The following is a 17,550-nucleotide window of genomic DNA, read 5'->3' on the forward strand; positions in this document are numbered from 1 at the left end:
CTTATGTCTATATCATTACGTACCATATACAGAATTTGATCAGTGTACCAAGCAATAACCGATTCATTTAAGGGAATGAGATGAAGTTAAATCCATTCGAGAAAAAGTTAGTCCAGCATCCGCTGCGTTTTTGGTTGCAAAACCATGTTGAAGCGCCATTACTGACTTCTATGATGCCCAAACCCCTTCCTTATCTACGTCACGCCCTCGAAATTGGTTGTGGTTTTGGTAACGGAATTCAGTTAATCCGCGACCATTTTGGGGCCGAGCATGTCACGGCCGTCGACCTTGACCCTGAGATGGTCGCAGCCGCGAAAGCGCGCTGGCATGATTCACCCTATGGGTTAAGCCAATTGGCATTTAGTGTTGCCGATGCTACTGCGTTGCCTTTTGCAAATGCCCAGTTTGATGTGGTGTTCAATTTTGCCGTGTTTCACCATATTCCCGATTGGCAAGCGGCGGTTGCCGAGGTGGCAAGGGTGCTAAAACCCAACGGCTACTTTGTGGTAGAGGATTTATACCGCGCCGCCATTTGCAATCCCTTGAGTCGACGGTTGTTCGAGCATCCACAACAGAATCGATTTAACCATCAAGAATGGGTAGCAGGGCTGCGCCAAGGGGGATTTGAGATCCTCTGCGAGAGGAATCTTCTCAATCTTTCGGGCATGGTGCTGGCCCAAAAACGCATGGCATAAAGGGGGGAATTGCGGCGATAGATGCGCGATAGCCGTAAGCGAATCACGTATTTATCGGGACGCCTGCCGAACGATAAAGGATTGCCGAGTGATTGTAATTTTTAGATAAAATCGACTTATCGCATGGTTCTCATGGTGAGTTTACCGCTATAATTTAGCTTAATCCGTCACTGGTGAGGAAAGCTGTTCCTCCAAAGTAGAGAAGTCGCATTATGGCAAACGTGCTTGCAACCGTAGATCAACGAACCAAACTCGTCGGTGAAAATCGGCTCGAACTGCTGCTGTTTCGAATTAACTCTACCCAGTTATTTGCGATTAACGTCTTTAAAGTCAAAGAAGTCGTCAAGTTACCGCCATTAAATTCTATGCCCGGCAGTCATCCCCATATTTTTGGGGTGGCGAATATTCGTGGCATGTCGATTCCCGTCATTGACCTGCGTTCGGCTATCGGTTTTAAACCCGTGCCTCCGGGAGATGATGCCAATATGATCATCACCGAATATAACCGCAGTGTGCAGGGCTTCTTAGTCGGTAAGGTCGAGCACATTATCAACATGACCTGGAGCGATATTATGCCGCCGCCTAAAACGGCTGGGCGAAATAATTACCTCACGGCCATCACCCGGATCGAATATCAAGGTCAGTCGCAACTGGTGTCGATTATCGATGTCGAGAAGGTACTTGCGGAAATCGTCCATTACGATATTCGTCTCTCCGAAGGGGTATTGGATGAGAGCCTGTTAGACAAGATGCCCGGTAAGAAGGTGTTGATTGTCGATGACTCGTCAACCGCAAGGCGCCAAGTGCGTGAGACCTTAGGCCAACTTGGGATTGAAATCATCGAAGCCTCCGATGGCTTGCAGGCATTGCATTTACTGCAAAAATGGCGCGATGAAGGCAAGAATGTCGCCCAAGAGCTGTTGATGATGATAACCGATGCCGAAATGCCGGAGATGGACGGCTACAAACTGACCTACGAAGTGCGTAACGATAAGGCGATGTCGGACTTATTTATCACTTTAAACACTTCACTCAGCGGTAGCTTTAACAATGCGATGGTGGAGAAGGTTGGCTGCGACAGGTTTATTTCTAAGTTCCAGCCTGACTTGCTGGTGGAAGTGGTGCAAGACAGATTAAAACAAGTTATTGGAAAATAACGCCACTGATTGAACTGATTGCTCAATAACACGTGAAACCAATGGGCCGCCCTAGCAACCTGCGATTGGCGGCCTCGTTATTTTCTGCACTCGATTTTAGTATTTCACTTGTGGCTCGTACTATTGGCCGTAACTCGGACTATTTGCTGCGATATAAACGATTTACCGCGATACGGCTTACTGGTTGAGTTCGGCTTTAACATCGGCAAGGACTTGGCGCTTCATCTCTTTGGCTGCGGCGATATGGATCCGCGCAAGCCTAAGGGCATAGTTAAATCTCTGCCTACCGACTAATCGGATAAGCTCGGCAAAAAATACGGGATCTAAGCAGAATTGCTGGCTGTAGTAATGAATCGCCGCGGGTAAAGAGGTGTAAGTCACCCCATCAAACACAAAGCGGGTACTGTCTAACTGGCATTCGAGTTCAACCCCTTCAAGCTGTATCGGCCAACCCGGAAAATTAATCCTGTCGCGGGCAATTTGATACATCATCCAAGCGCTTTTTTTAAAGCCTTCAAACACTTTGCAGGAAAATTCAGACTCGGCTAGCTCTTCCTCTGTCCAATTAATCCCAATGGCTAAGTGCTTGGCATAAATGCTCATCAGGGCATCTTTAACCGCCACTCGGCAGTCCCAGATTGAGGTTAAGGTGTGCTTTTTAGCCAGTTTTAAGCATTCGGCGCAGCAAGGGACGGCTAAAGCCGGGTGGGGCGCATGTGACTCAGCTTGATATTCCAATCGGTCTTTGCAGGGCTCGCCGCAAAACCAACAGAGGTGACGTTTATCGAAGGGAATGTCGATACAAGGGAAAGCGGACATCAAGAGCTAAATACCTCAGCCCTTGATGCCTTAAACATGTTGTTTTGGTTGATGGAATTAAACCTCTTCAACATCAACTAAATCTTTCGCCAGAACGATAGGATCTAACTCTAAGCAGTCTTCATCGCTCTGCCAATCAACACCAATCAACACGCCATCATCGTTGAGATCCGATACCCAGTACTCGAGGAATTCTTCGAGGCTAATGGCCACCGCTTGGTAGTCTTTCCACTCTTCGGTGCAGTGAGACTTTGCCTGCGCTTCACTCGACCATAAAGGCATAACATCAGTATCTTCGAACTCGCCCGAGTCACAAACGACCCAGCCTTCGCCAGTTTCATCCATCAAACCCCAGAGTGTTTGATGTTCTTTTACGTTTTCGATAAAGCCAGCCAACGCCGCGTTGATTTCAGTCATGATAGGTCTCTTTGAAGTATGCTGTTAACTTGTCCATTATACGGCAACGGATAGATAGTCCAAGGGATTCTTTGCTAAGATTTTTTCGCTGTTGGTTAACTGAGCAATAAGTGAATTTATCTGGCGATTTGTGGTGATAAGCATTGTGTTAGCGGGCGCTATGGGTCAGGATGTGCCGAGCAGAGGCGCCGATAATGACTACTGATTGTTGGTGAGTATCTGGCTCGATTTTCTGGGGGAGAAAATAGTTTCGTGGATGTTTGGCCGTTGCCCTGTTTGTTGACCTATCAACACAGCGGCAACCTGTTTATGGCTAAATATCGTATCTCTCTTGGCTCGGGGTGATCCACCCCTTGCCTCGCTCAGCTAAGATACATTCTTAGCGCTGACCGTAGGAGTAATTGATTTGATCAAATTGAAAGGAATGTCCTATCTTGCCGCCAGCATCGCCGCGTGTGTGAGCTTAAGTGCGTGTTCGAGCGCACCAACCTCCGGCGGTACGACTCAAACCGCGATCGCCGAGACGCAGGCCGCCGTGCAAGAAATGCCACTCAGTGACACCATCGCCGCCCATGCTGCGGCGTTTCCGACCTGTGTGGCTAACCTACAGGAGCGCGCACGTACCGAAGGCTTATCCGAAGCCACTATCCAAGACACAGTTGCCAGTTTGCAGTTTGTGCCTAAAGTGATTGAGCTTGACCAAGCTCAGCCCGAGTTTAGTCAAACCTTCAACAACTATTTTACCAAGCGAGCGACCGATTGGCGGGTGAATGAAGGCCGCCGTTTACTGAAAAAACACCGCGCGCTGCTCGATAAATTGGCGCAGGAATACGGTGTACCGCCACAATATATTCTGTCTTTCTGGGGACTTGAGACTAACTACGGCTCCTACAAAGGCAAAATGTCTGTGTTAGATTCCCTTGCAACCTTGGCCTGTGAGCCGCGCCGTAGTGGCTATTTTACGACTGAACTGATGCAAGCGCTTAAGTTAAAAGAAAAATACGGCTTTGATAAGAGCACTATGGTGGGCTCTTGGGCTGGCGCCATGGGGCACACCCAGTTTATGCCCTCGGCCTATGCTAAATATGCCATCGATGGTGATGGCGACGGTAAGGCCGATTTGTGGAATAGCACCGAAGATGCACTCACCTCGGCGGCGAACTTTTTGCAGCATTTAGGCTGGCAACGCAATGAGCGTTGGGGGCGTGAAGTGGTATTGCCGCGCAATTTCAGCTATGAAAACCTTGGTGCCAAACAGGCGCAGCCACTATCCCAATGGGCGGCGCAATCTGTCGTGCAAAGTAATGGACTGCCTTTACCCGCTATTGATATGAAGGCGTCGCTGTATTTGCCCTCGGGTCATACTGGTCCCGCGTTTTTAGGCTATGAGAATTTCAATGTGATCATGCGTTGGAACCGCTCTGAGTTTTACGCCATTACCGTTGGTCATTTGGCCGATAGAATTAATGGTGGCGAACCATTAAAAGTGGCACCGCCCGAGCAACCACGTTTGAGTCGCGAGCAAATCAAACAGTTGCAAACCAAGCTGAATGAATCAGGCTTCGATGTCGGTAAACCCGACGGCGTACTTGGGCGTAACTCTTCGGCGGGGATCCAAGCATTCCAGCGCAGTAAGAATATGATTGCCGACGGTTTCCCAAGCCCTGAAGTCTTCAGTGCTCTGGGGATTTCACTCTAAAGTCTTTAGGTTGTGTCGTACTGCCTGCGAATATTGCCGCAAGTGGCTTATGGTTCACTCAACCCTATGCCACTTTAGGCATGGGGCTTGCTGATCCGCAGCCGTTTAAGCTTTGGTGAGGTATCGCAGGGATAAAACAGTGGAGTGCAAAGGCCAGTTTTGTTAAGCTCGGCCGACATTTGAAATCGAAGCAAATCAAAGGATATTCGATGAGCATTAAAGACGATATGGTTGTGCAGTTTAACTACACTCTGCGCGACGAAAAAGGCGAAGTGATCGAGACGAACGAAGGTCGCGAGCCGATTGCTTACTTACACGGCCATGACAACATGATGCCAGGTGTTGAGAATGCGATTAATGGTAAAGCGATTGGTGAAAAGTTCACTGTTACTCTGCCATGCACTGAAACCTATGGTCAACGTATCGAAGGTGAAGCGGCGCAGCAACGTGTGTCTGTGAAGCACCTGTTAGGCGCTAGCGTGTGGAAGCCAGGCATGACGGCTGTGGTTCACACTGATCAGGGTCAACGCCAAGTGACTATCGTCAAAGTGGGTAAGTTTATGGCGACTGTGGATGTTAACCATCCATTAGCGGGCCGTGACTTAACCTTCGATATCGAAGTGGTTGGCGCCCGTGATGCGACCGATGAAGAAATCGCCCACGGTCACGCCCACGGTGTAGGTGGTCACCACCACTAATCTGTGTGGTTTTCCCGTTAATACTCTGCTACAGCAGGCGTGCCCGGGAATAACGACCAGATAAGTAAACAAAAGCCCAAACCTAGGTTTGGGCTTTTTTGTGCGCTAATGCTTTGGTTTCAAACAAACTCTAGCAATGAAAGTCTCGCAATCAACATCGTGGTTTTGGTGCAAAGGATTCACCGCTAAACTTATGCCCACTTTTCGTGGCGAGGCTTGAGCACAGGCTTTCCTGCGCCCAATCCCAACAAGTGCACAGTTTAATGGGTATGCTCCATTGGTTTATCACTAAACATCATATCGAGACTGGCTTGGGTCTGTGGGTGGTAACCACTGCGGGCCGATAAGTAAACGGTTTTTGCCCAGTCATAGTGCTCGCTGCTCGCCAGTTTTTGATACAAAGGTACAATTAGCCTGCGCCGGCCAATCTCGGTTAAATGTTGTTTCAGTGCCGGCAATACACTGTAATAACCGTTATCGAGGGCGAGGGCATACCAAGCAAAAGCGATTTCATTATTGTGGGTGCCAGTAAAATGAAAGGCTTTATCTAACTCGGCTAATTGCTGCTCTGTGAGATTTAGCCTTGGCATTTCATTAATAAAGCGTAGCCATTGATGCACAGTCCAGTCCTGAGTGTTTAGCGCGCGGGCCTCACGCTTGCCTTCTAACCACGCTTGGCGCTGAGCATCGATATCATCGAAGGCGTGTGAGTTCGGCGGCACTAAAAAGCTGGGTAAACCTTGTCCCTCTACCCAAGTATCCACTTCGGACTCGCTGACGATATTGGGATATTTTTGCAATAACTGTTGCGTGAGGTAATTGCGGAACTGCTCCGTGGTAATGCTTTGAAACGCAAAGTGATCGAAGTAGCTCTTCACAAAGGTGTCGAACCGTTCGCGGCCAAATTTTTGCTCGAGGAAGCGCAAAAATAATTGCCCTTTCACATAGGGAACGCCGCTAAAGGCATCGTCGGGATCGCGATCGCCTAAGTCAATATGCAGCACTGAATCGCCGGCGGGTAACTCGGCTAATTCGGCCAATAGCTCAGAGTAACCAATGGTTTGCTCCATCAGGGCGCGGTCGCGACCATAGAGATCTTCCATAATGCGATTTTCCACATAGGTGGTAAAACCTTCGTTAAGCCAGAGATCGCGCCAGGTGGCGTTAGTGACTAAATTGCCCGACCAAGAATGAGCCAACTCGTGGGCGATTAAACTCACTAGGCTTTTATCTCCCGCAATGACGGTGGGGGTAATAAAGGATAATCGCGGATTTTCCATCCCGCCGAAGGGGAAACTCGGCGGAAGGATCAGTAAATCGTAACGACCCCAACGGTAATCGCCGTAACGTTTGGCGGCGATGGCGATCATCTCCGGCGTATCGGCAAATTCTTTGCTGGCCTTGGAAAGCATTTCGGGCTCGGCCCAAATACCTGAGGTGTCGTCTAAGGCGGCAAATTGCAGGTGTCCCGCGGCAATGGCAATCAAATAGGCCGGAATCGCCTGCGGCATAGTGAATTGGGTTTGCGTCGAAGACACGTTCTTTCGGTCGGCGCTCATCACGACACTAATGCCTTGCTGAGCGGTGACAGTGGCGCTATAGGTTTGGCGCACTGCGGGCGTATCTTGCAGCGGGATCCAGCTTCTGGCGTGGATGGCTTGGCTCTGGCTAAACATAAATGGCCATTGCTTACCTTGGGTTTGCTCTGGAGTCAGCCATTGAATACCGGATGGATTCTTGGAAGTATGGTAATTAACTTTGACCTTAGCGACTCGCTCTTGAGGCAGATTGATGGTGAGCGCTGCGCCTTTAACCTTATCGGCCGTGCCTAAACTAAAGGGCACGGATTGCCATTGGCCGTTTGCATTTAACATGCTGACACTGTTAATCGTAAGGTCACGGGTGTCGAGCACCAGCACTTTTCCGGCCTGATGCCAATCCAGTTCGAGAATCGCGTCCCCCGAGAGTTGCTGCTGTGCAAAATCTACGTTTAATGCCAATGCGATGTGATGAATGCTCACTTGCTGGTAATTGGCAAAGGTCAGCTCATCGGTAACAGAGTGCTTTTGGCTGGCGGTGACGCTGGCTTGGCTCGTATTCGGTAAGATATTGGCCGCATTGGCATATTGTACTAATGGCAGCAGCATCAAGAGTGCGCTGCTAATGAGGGTACGACGGGATAAAAACATATAACCACCCAGTGTTGTGATTCTTGTTATGGTGTAAAACGCGCTAGCCGCGAGTGGGCTGGCATCGCTGATGCGAGATTTTACTCGAACTGCTCTGTTTTGGGGCAATTTAGCTGACACTAAAATGTAATTAAACTTTATCTAGACTGTGGGATTGCCTTGCTAAAAAGCTGGGTTAAGCGTCTATGCCGAGCGGATAAGGACTTGACGTAAGCGCACTCTAATACTGCAGCTGTGGATTTGATGGTGATGGATAAACCTAAGCTTGCTCAACCTATGGCGTGTCAGTCATCAACCCTAATGCGAGTTTAAAAGTTCATCCTTGGCGAAATAACTTTGCTATCATGGCGCGTTTTAACAGTGACTATCACGAGAGCGGAATAGCTATGTTAGTGGAATTTTCTCAGGGTAAGTTGATTGCCACTGAATTTGAAGTGCAGATCCGGCTGAGCATGGCCAACGTGGTGCTTCAAGCCGCGGCCGAAGACATCAGCCTTAGGCAGGAGCCGCCGATGATTATCGCCAATGGCGGCGGCGTGCGTTGGAGCATTAAATTAGATAACACAAATCAGCTCGACGCATTGCAAGCTCTCCTCGGCATTGATTATCTGTAAAGCGCTCGCGGGGCGAGAATAATAACTTTTGATTTATAAGGGATTTGTCACTATGACACTTGAACGTATTGTGATTGAGCCTCAAGTTGAGGCGACGGCGGCGGTGATTTGGTTACACGGTTTAGGAGACTCGGGCGCAGGCTTTGCACCTGTGGTTCCGGCGTTAGGGTTGCCTGCGGGGCATAGCATTCGCTTTATTTTCCCCCATGCGCCAGAGCAAGCGGTGACCATTAACGGCGGCTACATTATGCGCGCTTGGTATGACATCAAGAGCATGGATTTGCACGATAGAGCCGATATGCAGGGTGTGATGGCCTCGGAGCTGAGTGTACGGGCCTTGATTGACGAACAAATCGCGGCTGGTATTCCGAGTGAACGCATCGTCTTAGCCGGTTTTAGCCAAGGCGGGGTGATGAGCCTATTTACGGGATTACGTTATCCTCAAAAACTCGCAGGCATTATGGCACTTTCCTGTTATTTACCGACGGGTGATGTATTACCCAGCCAATTAAGTGTCGCCAATGCGAAAACGCCTATTTTACATCAGCACGGTGAACAGGATGATGTGGTGCCATTATCCGCAGGTTTATTAGCGAAGAATGCGCTAGAGGCGGGGGGATATTCGGTGCAATGGCAAACCTATCCTATGCCACATTCGGTCATCCCTGTGCAATTAAAAGCAATAAGCACTTGGTTACAACAGTGTTTTGAAATGTAGAAAAATCTAAATGCTGATAAAAACATCATGCTGTAAAGTGCGTTTTTACCGTTTGATGTTTTTTATTCAGAACAATAAGATGTTTTGTCATTAATGGCTAACTTGCTTAAATTTAAAGAGTTAAATTTAATATTCCGATATTTTTCAGTCATTGAAACAAAAAGTAAAAATCAGCCGTTTAGCTTATTTTTTATTTGAAACAAATTTGTCTTAAATCCTCCCTGTGATTCCACATTAAAGTCACGTTTATTAATAAAAATGACACAATTCGTCTTTATTCTTTGCTATTATGCGTGACGCGAATTGGATGGACTTCGCGACAATCTATCTATGATAAAATAATTAAAATCAAGGGGTTGATGTAATGACAAATAAACTTATTAAAGGACTAATTGCGACTGCAGTGCTGGCTGCGCTAGCAGGTTGTAATAGTGATGATGATAATACTAAAGTGCCAACAACCTGTGCCGAAGCGGGCAGTGCTTGTAAAACTTTTACCGTATTACACACCAATGATAACCATGGCCGTTTCTGGGAAAACAGTGATGGCGAATATGGTATGGCAGCGCGTAAAGCGTTAATTGATCAAATTCGTGCTGAAGTCAGCAAGAATGGCGGCCAAACATTATTATTGTCTGGCGGTGATATTAACACTGGCGTACCAGAATCTGATTTACAGGATGCGATTCCTGACTTTACCGGTATGAACAAAATTGGTTACGACGCAATGGCGGTTGGTAACCATGAATTTGACAACCCATTATCTGTATTAGATATGCAGCGTCGTTTAGCCGAATTCCCAATGTTGGCGGCGAACATTTACCGTAAAAACGCTGAGGGTGGTCAAGGTGAACGTTATTTCGAGCCTTACAAAGTGTTCGATATTAACGGTCTTAAAGTGGCTGTGATTGGTTTAACCACCGAAGACACTGCAAAAATCGGTAACCCAGAATTTATCAGCGATTTAATTTTCACCGATCCTAAAGTGGAAGTGGCGAAAGTTATCAACGAAATTAAAGACGCCAAAGCGGCTGATATTATCTTCGCAACGACTCACATGGGTCACTATGCCGATGGCCAAAACGGTAGCAACGCCCCAGGCGACGTCGCTATGGCACGTGCGTTGAATAAAGGCGACTTACAAGTTGTGATTGGTGGTCACTCACAAAATCCAGTGTGTATGGAACCGGGTACTGACAATAAGTCTTATGCCGACTTCAAACCAGGTGATGACTGCGCGCCAGACCAACAAAACGGCACTTGGATCATGCAAGCCCATGAATGGGGTAAGTATGTTGGCCGTGCGGATTTCCAATACTTCAACGGTGAACTGCATTTAGCCAGCTACAAGCTGATCCCAGTTAACATGCGTAAACTGGACGAAGCAGGTAAGAAAACCACAGAGCTTGCTGGCACTAAGATTGAGCCAGATGCTGAGTTAAAAGAGCTGCTGTCTTACTACCAAGAGAAAGGCCAAGCTAAGTTAGATGAAGTGATTGCGACTACCGATGCGCTGCTCGATGGTGAACGTGCAAACGTACGTAACAAGCAAACCAACTTAGGCCGCATGTTAGCCATGGCACAAAGCGGTAAAGTGTCTGCTGACTTTGGTGTAATGAACTCAGGCGGTGTGCGCGCTTCTATCCAAGCGGGTGACATTACTTACCGTGACGTGCTGACGGTTCAACCTTTCGGCAACATGGTCACCCTGAACGAAATGACGGGTACTGAAGTTGCAGCTTACTTAGGCGCTGTGGGCAGTATCCAAATCGGTTCGGGTGGTTATGCGCAGATCACTGGCGTGAAAATGACCATCGACTGTGCGGCTAAGACGGCTAATATCAGCGAAATCAATGGCAAAGAGTTCAGTGCGACAGCAAGCTATAAGTTCACTGTACCTAGCTTTAACGCTGCAGGTGGTGACGGTTATCCAAAACTGGCTAGCCCAATCCAAACAGGTTATGTAGATGCGGACTTACTCTATTCATTCCTGAAAGAGAAACAAGCAATCGTAGCTGCTGACTACAACCCAGTGGGCGACATTGTTTACGAAAACTCAAACAATGTTGAAGGCTGTCAGCTGTAATCGCATGCGATAAATTATCGCAAAAAAAATGCCACTCATTTGAGTGGCATTTTTATTGGTATTCTAAATTCACCTCCTCTGGAGGTGGTGATCGTTCATGTGGGGATTTGCCCGTAGAATACCCATGCTAAATGCTGCCTTTGTTTGTTACCAGCAAATGAAGGAGTAAATAGCATAAGCAGATACGAGTCTTCATCACACGAATTTTACCGTTGTTAGTATCACTTAGTGTGGGCACCTAAGTACAGATACAAGATTCTGAAAGAAAACTTGGGTAAGGAGCTTTACTGAAGTATTTATGTATATTGCAATATGAAGAGATTTACGGTGGTAGAACTAAATGTGCAAATGGACCATGTGGACTTGGTTGTAAGGACTCCACCAAGTCTAAGCGTATCGGAATTGATGGTTTTTGTTAAAGGTCGAACAGTAATCAGGCTGTTTGCAAAGTTTCCTTATTTAAGAAAGCAAAGGCTTTGGGGGAATCACTATTGGCAGAGGGGCTATTTTGTTGACTCAGTAGGAGCCAATGAGGATATCATCAGAAGATATGTAAGGTATCAGGATAAAGTCGCTAAAGAGAAAGCCAAGAGGCAAATTCAGTTAGATTGGAATATTAGTTTGTTAGCCCCATTCTAGGGGGCTGTATCAAAGGCACCTGCTATGCAGGTGGATTTATACTGTCTTTAAAGCAATTTAGTGATGTTTCTGATTGCTAGAATGCCGTCTTGCTATAACGCAGCTCTGCTGCGCCAAATTCCGTTTGCACTCCATACCGCCCCAAGACTAAAGAGCATTACGCCGCCCATGATGACTGCCAGCCTTATCCAAGGCGCATCGTGGGCGATACGCATTTGTACCGAATCGATCGCGGTTGTGCCCCAAACGATAACCACACTGATGAATAATATCGCCTGCAGTAGTCGAATGACGACAGGATGTTTGATAAGTAAACCCATAGGCGCGAATGCAAATAGGCCAGTTAATACAAGCTGGTCATAGCGTAGAAAATGCGCGCTTAACAGCCAAAAGGCGACAATAATCCAGCTCACTCTCCACCACATAGTTTTCCTCTCTATCTTTCTATATTGACGAGGTCTAATGTAATGGGTTTTAAAGAACCATTCTATTTGCTTGTTCACAAGATCAGGATAAGACAAATAAAAAAGCCCAACTGAGTTGGGCTTTTTAGTAGGTACAGATGCATTCGAAAGTGAGGATTATTCTACTTTATGCACTTGCTCATCGAAGTTACTGGCGACTTTACCTGCTTGGGTATTGTTGAATACGGTTTCGTTAAATTCGCCTTCAGATTTAGCAATCACCACAGTCGCGACGCAATCGCCTGTTACGTTAACCGCGGTGCGCACCATATCCAGCAGTCGGTCAACCCCGATAATAAGGGCAATCCCTTCTACGGGCAGGCCGACTTGGTTAAGCACCATAGCTAGCATGATTAACCCTACACCTGGAACCCCTGCAGTACCGATTGAGGCTAAGGTCGCGGTGACAACAACGGCAGCATAATCGGTAATGGTTAACTCAATACCAAAGACTTGGGCGATAAATACGGTAGCGACACCTTGCATAATCGCCGTGCCATCCATGTTAATGGTGGCGCCTAATGGCAGGGTGAAAGAGGCAATTTTGTTATCAACACCGAGTCTGTGCTCAGACGCCTCAATCGTAATCGGTAAGGTGGCGTTAGAGCTTGCGGTTGAAAAGGCAAACAATTGCACATCGCGCATCTTACGAATAAAGATCAGTGGATTTAAGCCTGAGAATAACTTAAGCAGGGTCGGGTAGACGATAAAGGCGTGGATGAGTAACACCACCAACACGACAAAGAAATACTTGACCACACTCTCGAATGTTCCCAAACCTAGCGTTAAAGCCAGTTTGGCCATCAGTGCAAACACCCCGTAAGGCGCAAGCTGCATGATCAGCGTAACGACCCGCATGATCACTTCATTTAAATCTTCAAATAACGCGGCAACACGTTTGCCACGTTCGCCAATATGCGCAATCGCAAAGCCAAAAATCACCGCAAAGATAATAATCTGCAGCATATTGCCTTCGCTCATAGCCTGCATCGGATTCGTTGGCACAATATTGATTAGGACGCTCGAAAGACTAGGCGCTTCTTTGGCTGTGTACTCCATTTTTTCGGAAGCGAGCGAAGCATTACCTGGATGAACTAATACCGCACTGACAATGGCCAGAATTAAAGCAATCGCTGTTGTGAATAAATAAAAGGCTAATGTTTTGCCGCCTAAACGACCTAATTTTGAAGGTTCACTCAGTGAGCAAGTGCCACAAACTAATGAAATAAATACCAGTGGAACCACTAGCATTTTCAAACTTGAGATAAAGATAGTGCCGATAACATGTAAGAAACCTTCAGTAATATAGTCTTTTACGATATCGCTTTCTGGAAAGACATTGCGGAGTATGAGACCTAAAGCAATACCTGTTGCCATACCGAACAGAATTTTGCTTGTAAGGCCGAATTTCTTTTGTAATAAGGTTGCCATGGGGATTCCTGTGTGTTTTTTATACATTCTAATATTGGCGACGACAAGCCTAGCAAGAAAATGCAGAAGTTTAAATGAGTTCCGATGTTAAACTGACTGCAAAATATGAGAAATAAAATAAGAGAGTATTGGAAAAGTTAGGTGAAAATTGTGTAATGTTAGCCTATAAGTTAAAGGCGTCAATCTTAGTATTATCATCAGAGTAACAGGGAGCCTGACAATGAAGTCAGCGTATAAGGTTTTTCTCGCAGGATTATGTTCACTTTTCTTGGTCGCATGTGGCGGCGGAGGCAGTATCTCCGACGATGGCACAGGAACGACACCCCAGCCTAGTGTAGTGACTGTCACTCTTAGTATTTCGAATAGTGACAATGTTTCACTTGATACTCCTGCGGAAGTGCAGGCTACCGTTGTGGATTCTAAAACAGGACCTAAGGCTGGTATTGTCGTTACATTTAAGCTCGACAATGACGAATTGGGCACTTTTACGCCTTCCACTGGTACTCAGTTAACTGATTCATCTGGGGTTGCGAAGATCAAGCTTGAAACGAGGAATTTAGCAGGTGCAGGAAGTGTGACTGCTAGTATTGTAACAGGTGAGTCCGCTAGTATTGGATTTTATTCTAAAGGCGATGGAGCCATTAATCCGGGAACGGGAAATAAACTAAAGCTATTTCTTGTGAATGCTCAAGGGCAAGCCATAACAAGCATTAGTACAGCAACTCCTGGAGTTGTTAAAGCACTATATACTAATAGTTCAGACGAGCCTCTTGTAGGTAAGGTTATTACCTTTACTTCTACGTTAGGTAAATTTCAGCCTGAATCAGGTACTGCTCTGACAGATACACTGGGTCTTGCTAAAATAGCTATAACAGCAGGAACTGTCGCTGGTGCTGGGAAAATTATTGCAAAAGCTGATGATACAGAGTCAGAAGCTTTTGGATTTAATACCTTAGGCGATGAAGTTGTTGTTAAACCAATTGATGCCTATAGCATTGCGTTAACGATTACAGATTCACAAGGTCAAGAATTACGGAATATTAGTCATAGTGTTCCAGGTTCTGTGATTGCAACTCTGCGAAAAGATGGGGTTCCAACTAGTTACCAAACAATTTCATTTAATTTAACAGGCCAGGGTACATTAAATCCTTCATCTGGAACTGCATTAACTGACTTGAATGGTCATGCATCAGTGACCTTAGTGACTGGTACTAATGCTGGGGCTGGTACTGTCACAGCAAGTTTTTCACTTGAAAACGAAACAATAACTGATAGCTTTAACTTTGAAGTTGCAGGTGATGCTCCTGGTGGTAATGGCGAAGCAAATTCTTTGTCTATTCAGCTGACAAATAGTCAGACAGGGGTTCCAACCACCGATATTAGTGCTACACAGCCTGGTAAAGTAACTGTTGCTTTAGTGGATAAAGATTCGACTCCCTTGGTTGGTAAAGTTGTTAGTTTTAGTAGTACATTAGGTAACTTTCTACCGACTCAAGGAACAGCGTTAACAGATTCTCTTGGCCGTGCATCTATTACATTAACCGCGGGAAGTATTGAAGGTGCTGGTGAAATTACTGCAACTTATGGAACTGCAAAAGCGATTATTGGATTTGTAACCGCGGGAGATGAAATTGACCCTGTTGAAGCAAGCCCTGAAATTAGCTTTGATATCTATGATTGTAATGATGTTGCAACTTGGGATAAAGCGTTAAAGAACTTCGAAGTTTGTAAGGCTACAGACAATATTACTAATGATAAACCCGGCATTGTCGGTGCTAAAGTGACTCGTTCCGGCAGCACACAAGCTTTGCAACAAGTGTTGATTACTGCTGCGACTACTATAGGGGCAATTAGCCCAAGCTCAGGCACTGCTATTACAAATGCTGAAGGTAAAGCAATTCTCGATTTATATGCGAATGGCAATGTTGGAGCTGGAGAGATTTCACTGAAAGTGAAAGATGTAACGGCCACCAAAGCTTTTGAAATTGGTAGGGTTAATATTTCACTTAAACTAGAAACTTCCCTTGGCGGTAATTTACTTCCAGCTGGTGGTTCCACCATTTTGGATGTTACTGTTTTAAATCCAGACGGTTCGTTAGCAACAGGTCAACCTTTTACTCTTGTATTTACTTCTGAATGCCAAGCATCCAATAAAGCAATAATTGACTCACCTGTTATTACAAATGGTGGAAAAGGATACGCGACTTATAGAAGTACTGGGTGCGAAACACAGGACACAGTATCAGTGTCTGCTATAACAGGCGGAGGAAGTGTAAGTTCAACAGCTGTAATCAATATTGATTCTATTAAAGTTGGAGCTTTGCAATATATTACGGCTAGCCCGACATTGTTGGCTTTACAAGGAACTGGAGGGATCGCAGGTGCGGGTGCTCGTTCTGAAACATCAGTAGTAACATTCAAGCTATTAGATGAAACAGCTGCACCAGCGGGACAAGAAAGAGTTTGTTTTGAATTAAGCACCGAAGTAGGAGGGATTAGCCTAAGTCCTGCTCCATTAGCGCAAGATTATCTCGATTGTCCTAATTTCCCGAAACCAAATTCTCCTAACTATCCTGCTGATTTAAGTGTGCCTAATAAGTATGCTGTTGCCGTAACGGACAGTGCAGGACTCGCTTCTGTTATTGTAAGAAGTGGTGATAGAGCGACTCCTGTAAAAGTTTTTGCATTATGGGCAGGGAGTTCTGCGGATGGCCATAATGGCGTTATTTCAAATGTGTCAGATCAACTTGCAATCACAACAGGTCTTGCTGATGATGACAGTTTTTCTGTATCAGCATCCATATTTAATCCTGAAGGTTGGGATTACGATAATGAAACAGTAGATATAAATATATTGGCGGCTGATCATTTCAATAACATGGTACCCGCTGGCACAGTAATTGTTTTCACTGCAGAAGGCGGTGCAATACCAGGCTCTTGTACAACTGGTGGTTTAACGAATCCTGATGGGGCTTGTGGTGTTCAGTGGCGGAGCCAGAGCCCACGACCATTTTCGAGTACAGTAGTGCAATGTCCTGTACCATTTTATGGAGATATTAATCCTCCTTGTATGGGGCCATCAAAGAGTCTGTTTGATTCAGGAATCAATTCAATATTGACAGAACCTAGGCCAGGTAGAGCGACTATCACTGCTTATGCTATTGGTGAGGAAAGTTTTGTGGATTTAAATGGCAATGGTTTATTTGATACAAATGAACCATTTACTGACAGATCCGAAGCTTTTACTGATCATAATGAAGATGGTTATTACCGGAAAGCTTCACCTTCCTCATTAGCTGATTTACCTATTCAACCAGCAGGTTCGGTGAATGAGGAGTTTGTTGATTACAATTTTGATGGCATCTTTAATAAAGCAGACAATAAATACACAGGGCTATTATGTGCTTCTGGTTCGAGTGCTGCTTGCACTGACACTGGTTTAGATGATAATCGAGCTCAACTAAATATCTTCAGAAATATTCCAATTGTTATGTCTGGTAGTACACCAATGGTTCGATTAGTAAAGATTGATCCAGCTGATAAAGACACGATGACAGCAGTAACAGAAATAGATTTGATTGACAGAACAGATCCACTAAACCCGATAGAAAAAGAGCCTCAAACAGTTTATCTGTTTGTTTCTGATGTAAATAACAATACATTACCTTACGAGACTAAAATAACGACATCAATAGACAATGGAAAGCTCATAGTCCCTGTTGGAGGGAGTTATTCAATTGCGAGTAATGCATCTAATAAACCGTTAATATATGCATTTACTATTGGTCAGGAAGACCAAGCTAACCAAAAACTCTCTGGTGCTCTTGTCATAACTGTAAAAACACCAAAAGGTTCGCCTGTGAGTGTGACAGTGAATGTCAAAGATGGTGGTTAATCAGCCTGCTTAATATTCACTTAACAGTA

General features: G+C 45.7%; 13 protein-coding genes and 1 pseudogene. 9 read left to right on the forward strand and 5 right to left on the reverse strand.

All coding sequences use genetic code 11. The annotated features are described in order from the left end of the window. The first annotated feature begins 80 nt into the window (after positions 1–80). Entirely contained in the window at positions 81–695 is a 615-nt protein-coding gene (locus M0415_RS03480; RefSeq protein WP_249555623.1) for a class I SAM-dependent methyltransferase, read from the forward strand. A 212-nt stretch (positions 696–907) separates the two neighbouring features. Continuing rightward, positions 908–1,852, forward strand: coding sequence for a chemotaxis protein CheV (locus M0415_RS03485; protein ID WP_011717385.1), 945 nt, complete (start codon positions 908–910; stop codon positions 1,850–1,852). A 177-nt stretch (positions 1,853–2,029) separates the two neighbouring features. Here M0415_RS03485 and M0415_RS03490 read toward each other — a convergent pair whose 3' ends face one another. Together M0415_RS03490 and M0415_RS03495 are read right to left on the reverse strand one after the other, a co-directional pair. Continuing rightward, on the reverse strand, positions 2,030–2,671 hold the full coding sequence (locus tag M0415_RS03490; RefSeq protein WP_249555621.1) for a hypothetical protein: 642 nt from the start codon (positions 2,669–2,671) through the stop codon (positions 2,030–2,032). A gap of 57 nt (positions 2,672–2,728) precedes the next feature. Beyond that, on the reverse strand, positions 2,729–3,088 hold the full coding sequence (locus tag M0415_RS03495) for a DUF2750 domain-containing protein (protein WP_011072081.1): 360 nt from the start codon (positions 3,086–3,088) through the stop codon (positions 2,729–2,731). A gap of 406 nt (positions 3,089–3,494) precedes the next feature. On the opposite strand from M0415_RS03495, the gene M0415_RS03500 reads away from it, so the two are divergent. After that, on the forward strand, positions 3,495–4,787 hold the full coding sequence (locus M0415_RS03500) for a lytic murein transglycosylase (protein ID WP_249555619.1): 1,293 nt from the start codon (positions 3,495–3,497) through the stop codon (positions 4,785–4,787). 209 nt (positions 4,788–4,996) lie between these two features. Continuing rightward, positions 4,997–5,485, forward strand: a complete 489-nt coding sequence (locus M0415_RS03505; protein ID WP_011623029.1) for an FKBP-type peptidyl-prolyl cis-trans isomerase — start codon at positions 4,997–4,999, stop codon at positions 5,483–5,485. A gap of 260 nt (positions 5,486–5,745) precedes the next feature. On the opposite strand, the gene M0415_RS03510 is transcribed toward M0415_RS03505, so the two are convergent. Further along, entirely contained in the window at positions 5,746–7,674 is a 1,929-nt protein-coding gene (locus tag M0415_RS03510; protein WP_249555617.1) for a M1 family metallopeptidase, read from the reverse strand. A 386-nt stretch (positions 7,675–8,060) separates the two neighbouring features. Between M0415_RS03510 and M0415_RS03515 the strand changes: the two genes are divergently transcribed. The 4 genes and pseudogenes from M0415_RS03515 to tnpA all read left to right on the forward strand — a co-directional run bounded on the left by M0415_RS03515 (position 8,061) and on the right by tnpA (position 11,731). Beyond that, on the forward strand, positions 8,061–8,288 hold the full coding sequence (locus M0415_RS03515) for a DUF3389 domain-containing protein (protein ID WP_249555615.1): 228 nt from the start codon (positions 8,061–8,063) through the stop codon (positions 8,286–8,288). A gap of 52 nt (positions 8,289–8,340) precedes the next feature. Continuing rightward, entirely contained in the window at positions 8,341–9,006 is a 666-nt protein-coding gene (locus tag M0415_RS03520; RefSeq protein ID WP_249555614.1) for an alpha/beta hydrolase, read from the forward strand. Positions 9,007–9,370: 364 nt separating this feature from the next. Next, positions 9,371–11,092, forward strand: a complete 1,722-nt coding sequence (ushA, locus tag M0415_RS03525; protein WP_249555611.1) for a bifunctional UDP-sugar hydrolase/5'-nucleotidase UshA — start codon at positions 9,371–9,373, stop codon at positions 11,090–11,092. Between the two features lie 228 nt (positions 11,093–11,320). Continuing rightward, positions 11,321–11,731, forward strand: a pseudogene (gene tnpA, locus M0415_RS03530) (IS200/IS605 family transposase). A 92-nt stretch (positions 11,732–11,823) separates the two neighbouring features. On the opposite strand, the gene M0415_RS03535 reads toward tnpA, so the two are convergent. Both M0415_RS03535 and M0415_RS03540 read right to left on the reverse strand, forming a co-directional pair. Further along, positions 11,824–12,156: a hypothetical protein gene (locus M0415_RS03535; protein WP_249555609.1), complete on the reverse strand. Its 333-nt coding sequence runs from the start codon at positions 12,154–12,156 to the stop codon at positions 11,824–11,826. Between the two features lie 156 nt (positions 12,157–12,312). Further along, on the reverse strand, positions 12,313–13,626 hold the full coding sequence (locus M0415_RS03540; protein ID WP_011716748.1) for a dicarboxylate/amino acid:cation symporter: 1,314 nt from the start codon (positions 13,624–13,626) through the stop codon (positions 12,313–12,315). 220 nt (positions 13,627–13,846) lie between these two features. On the opposite strand from M0415_RS03540, the gene M0415_RS03545 reads away from it, so the two are divergent. Then, positions 13,847–17,521, forward strand: coding sequence for an Ig-like domain-containing protein (locus tag M0415_RS03545; protein ID WP_249555607.1), 3,675 nt, complete (start codon positions 13,847–13,849; stop codon positions 17,519–17,521). Positions 17,522–17,550: the final 29 nt, after the last annotated feature.

Source organism: Shewanella sp. 10B, from assembly GCF_023475885.1.
Taxonomy (GTDB): domain Bacteria; phylum Pseudomonadota; class Gammaproteobacteria; order Enterobacterales; family Shewanellaceae; genus Shewanella; species Shewanella mangrovisoli.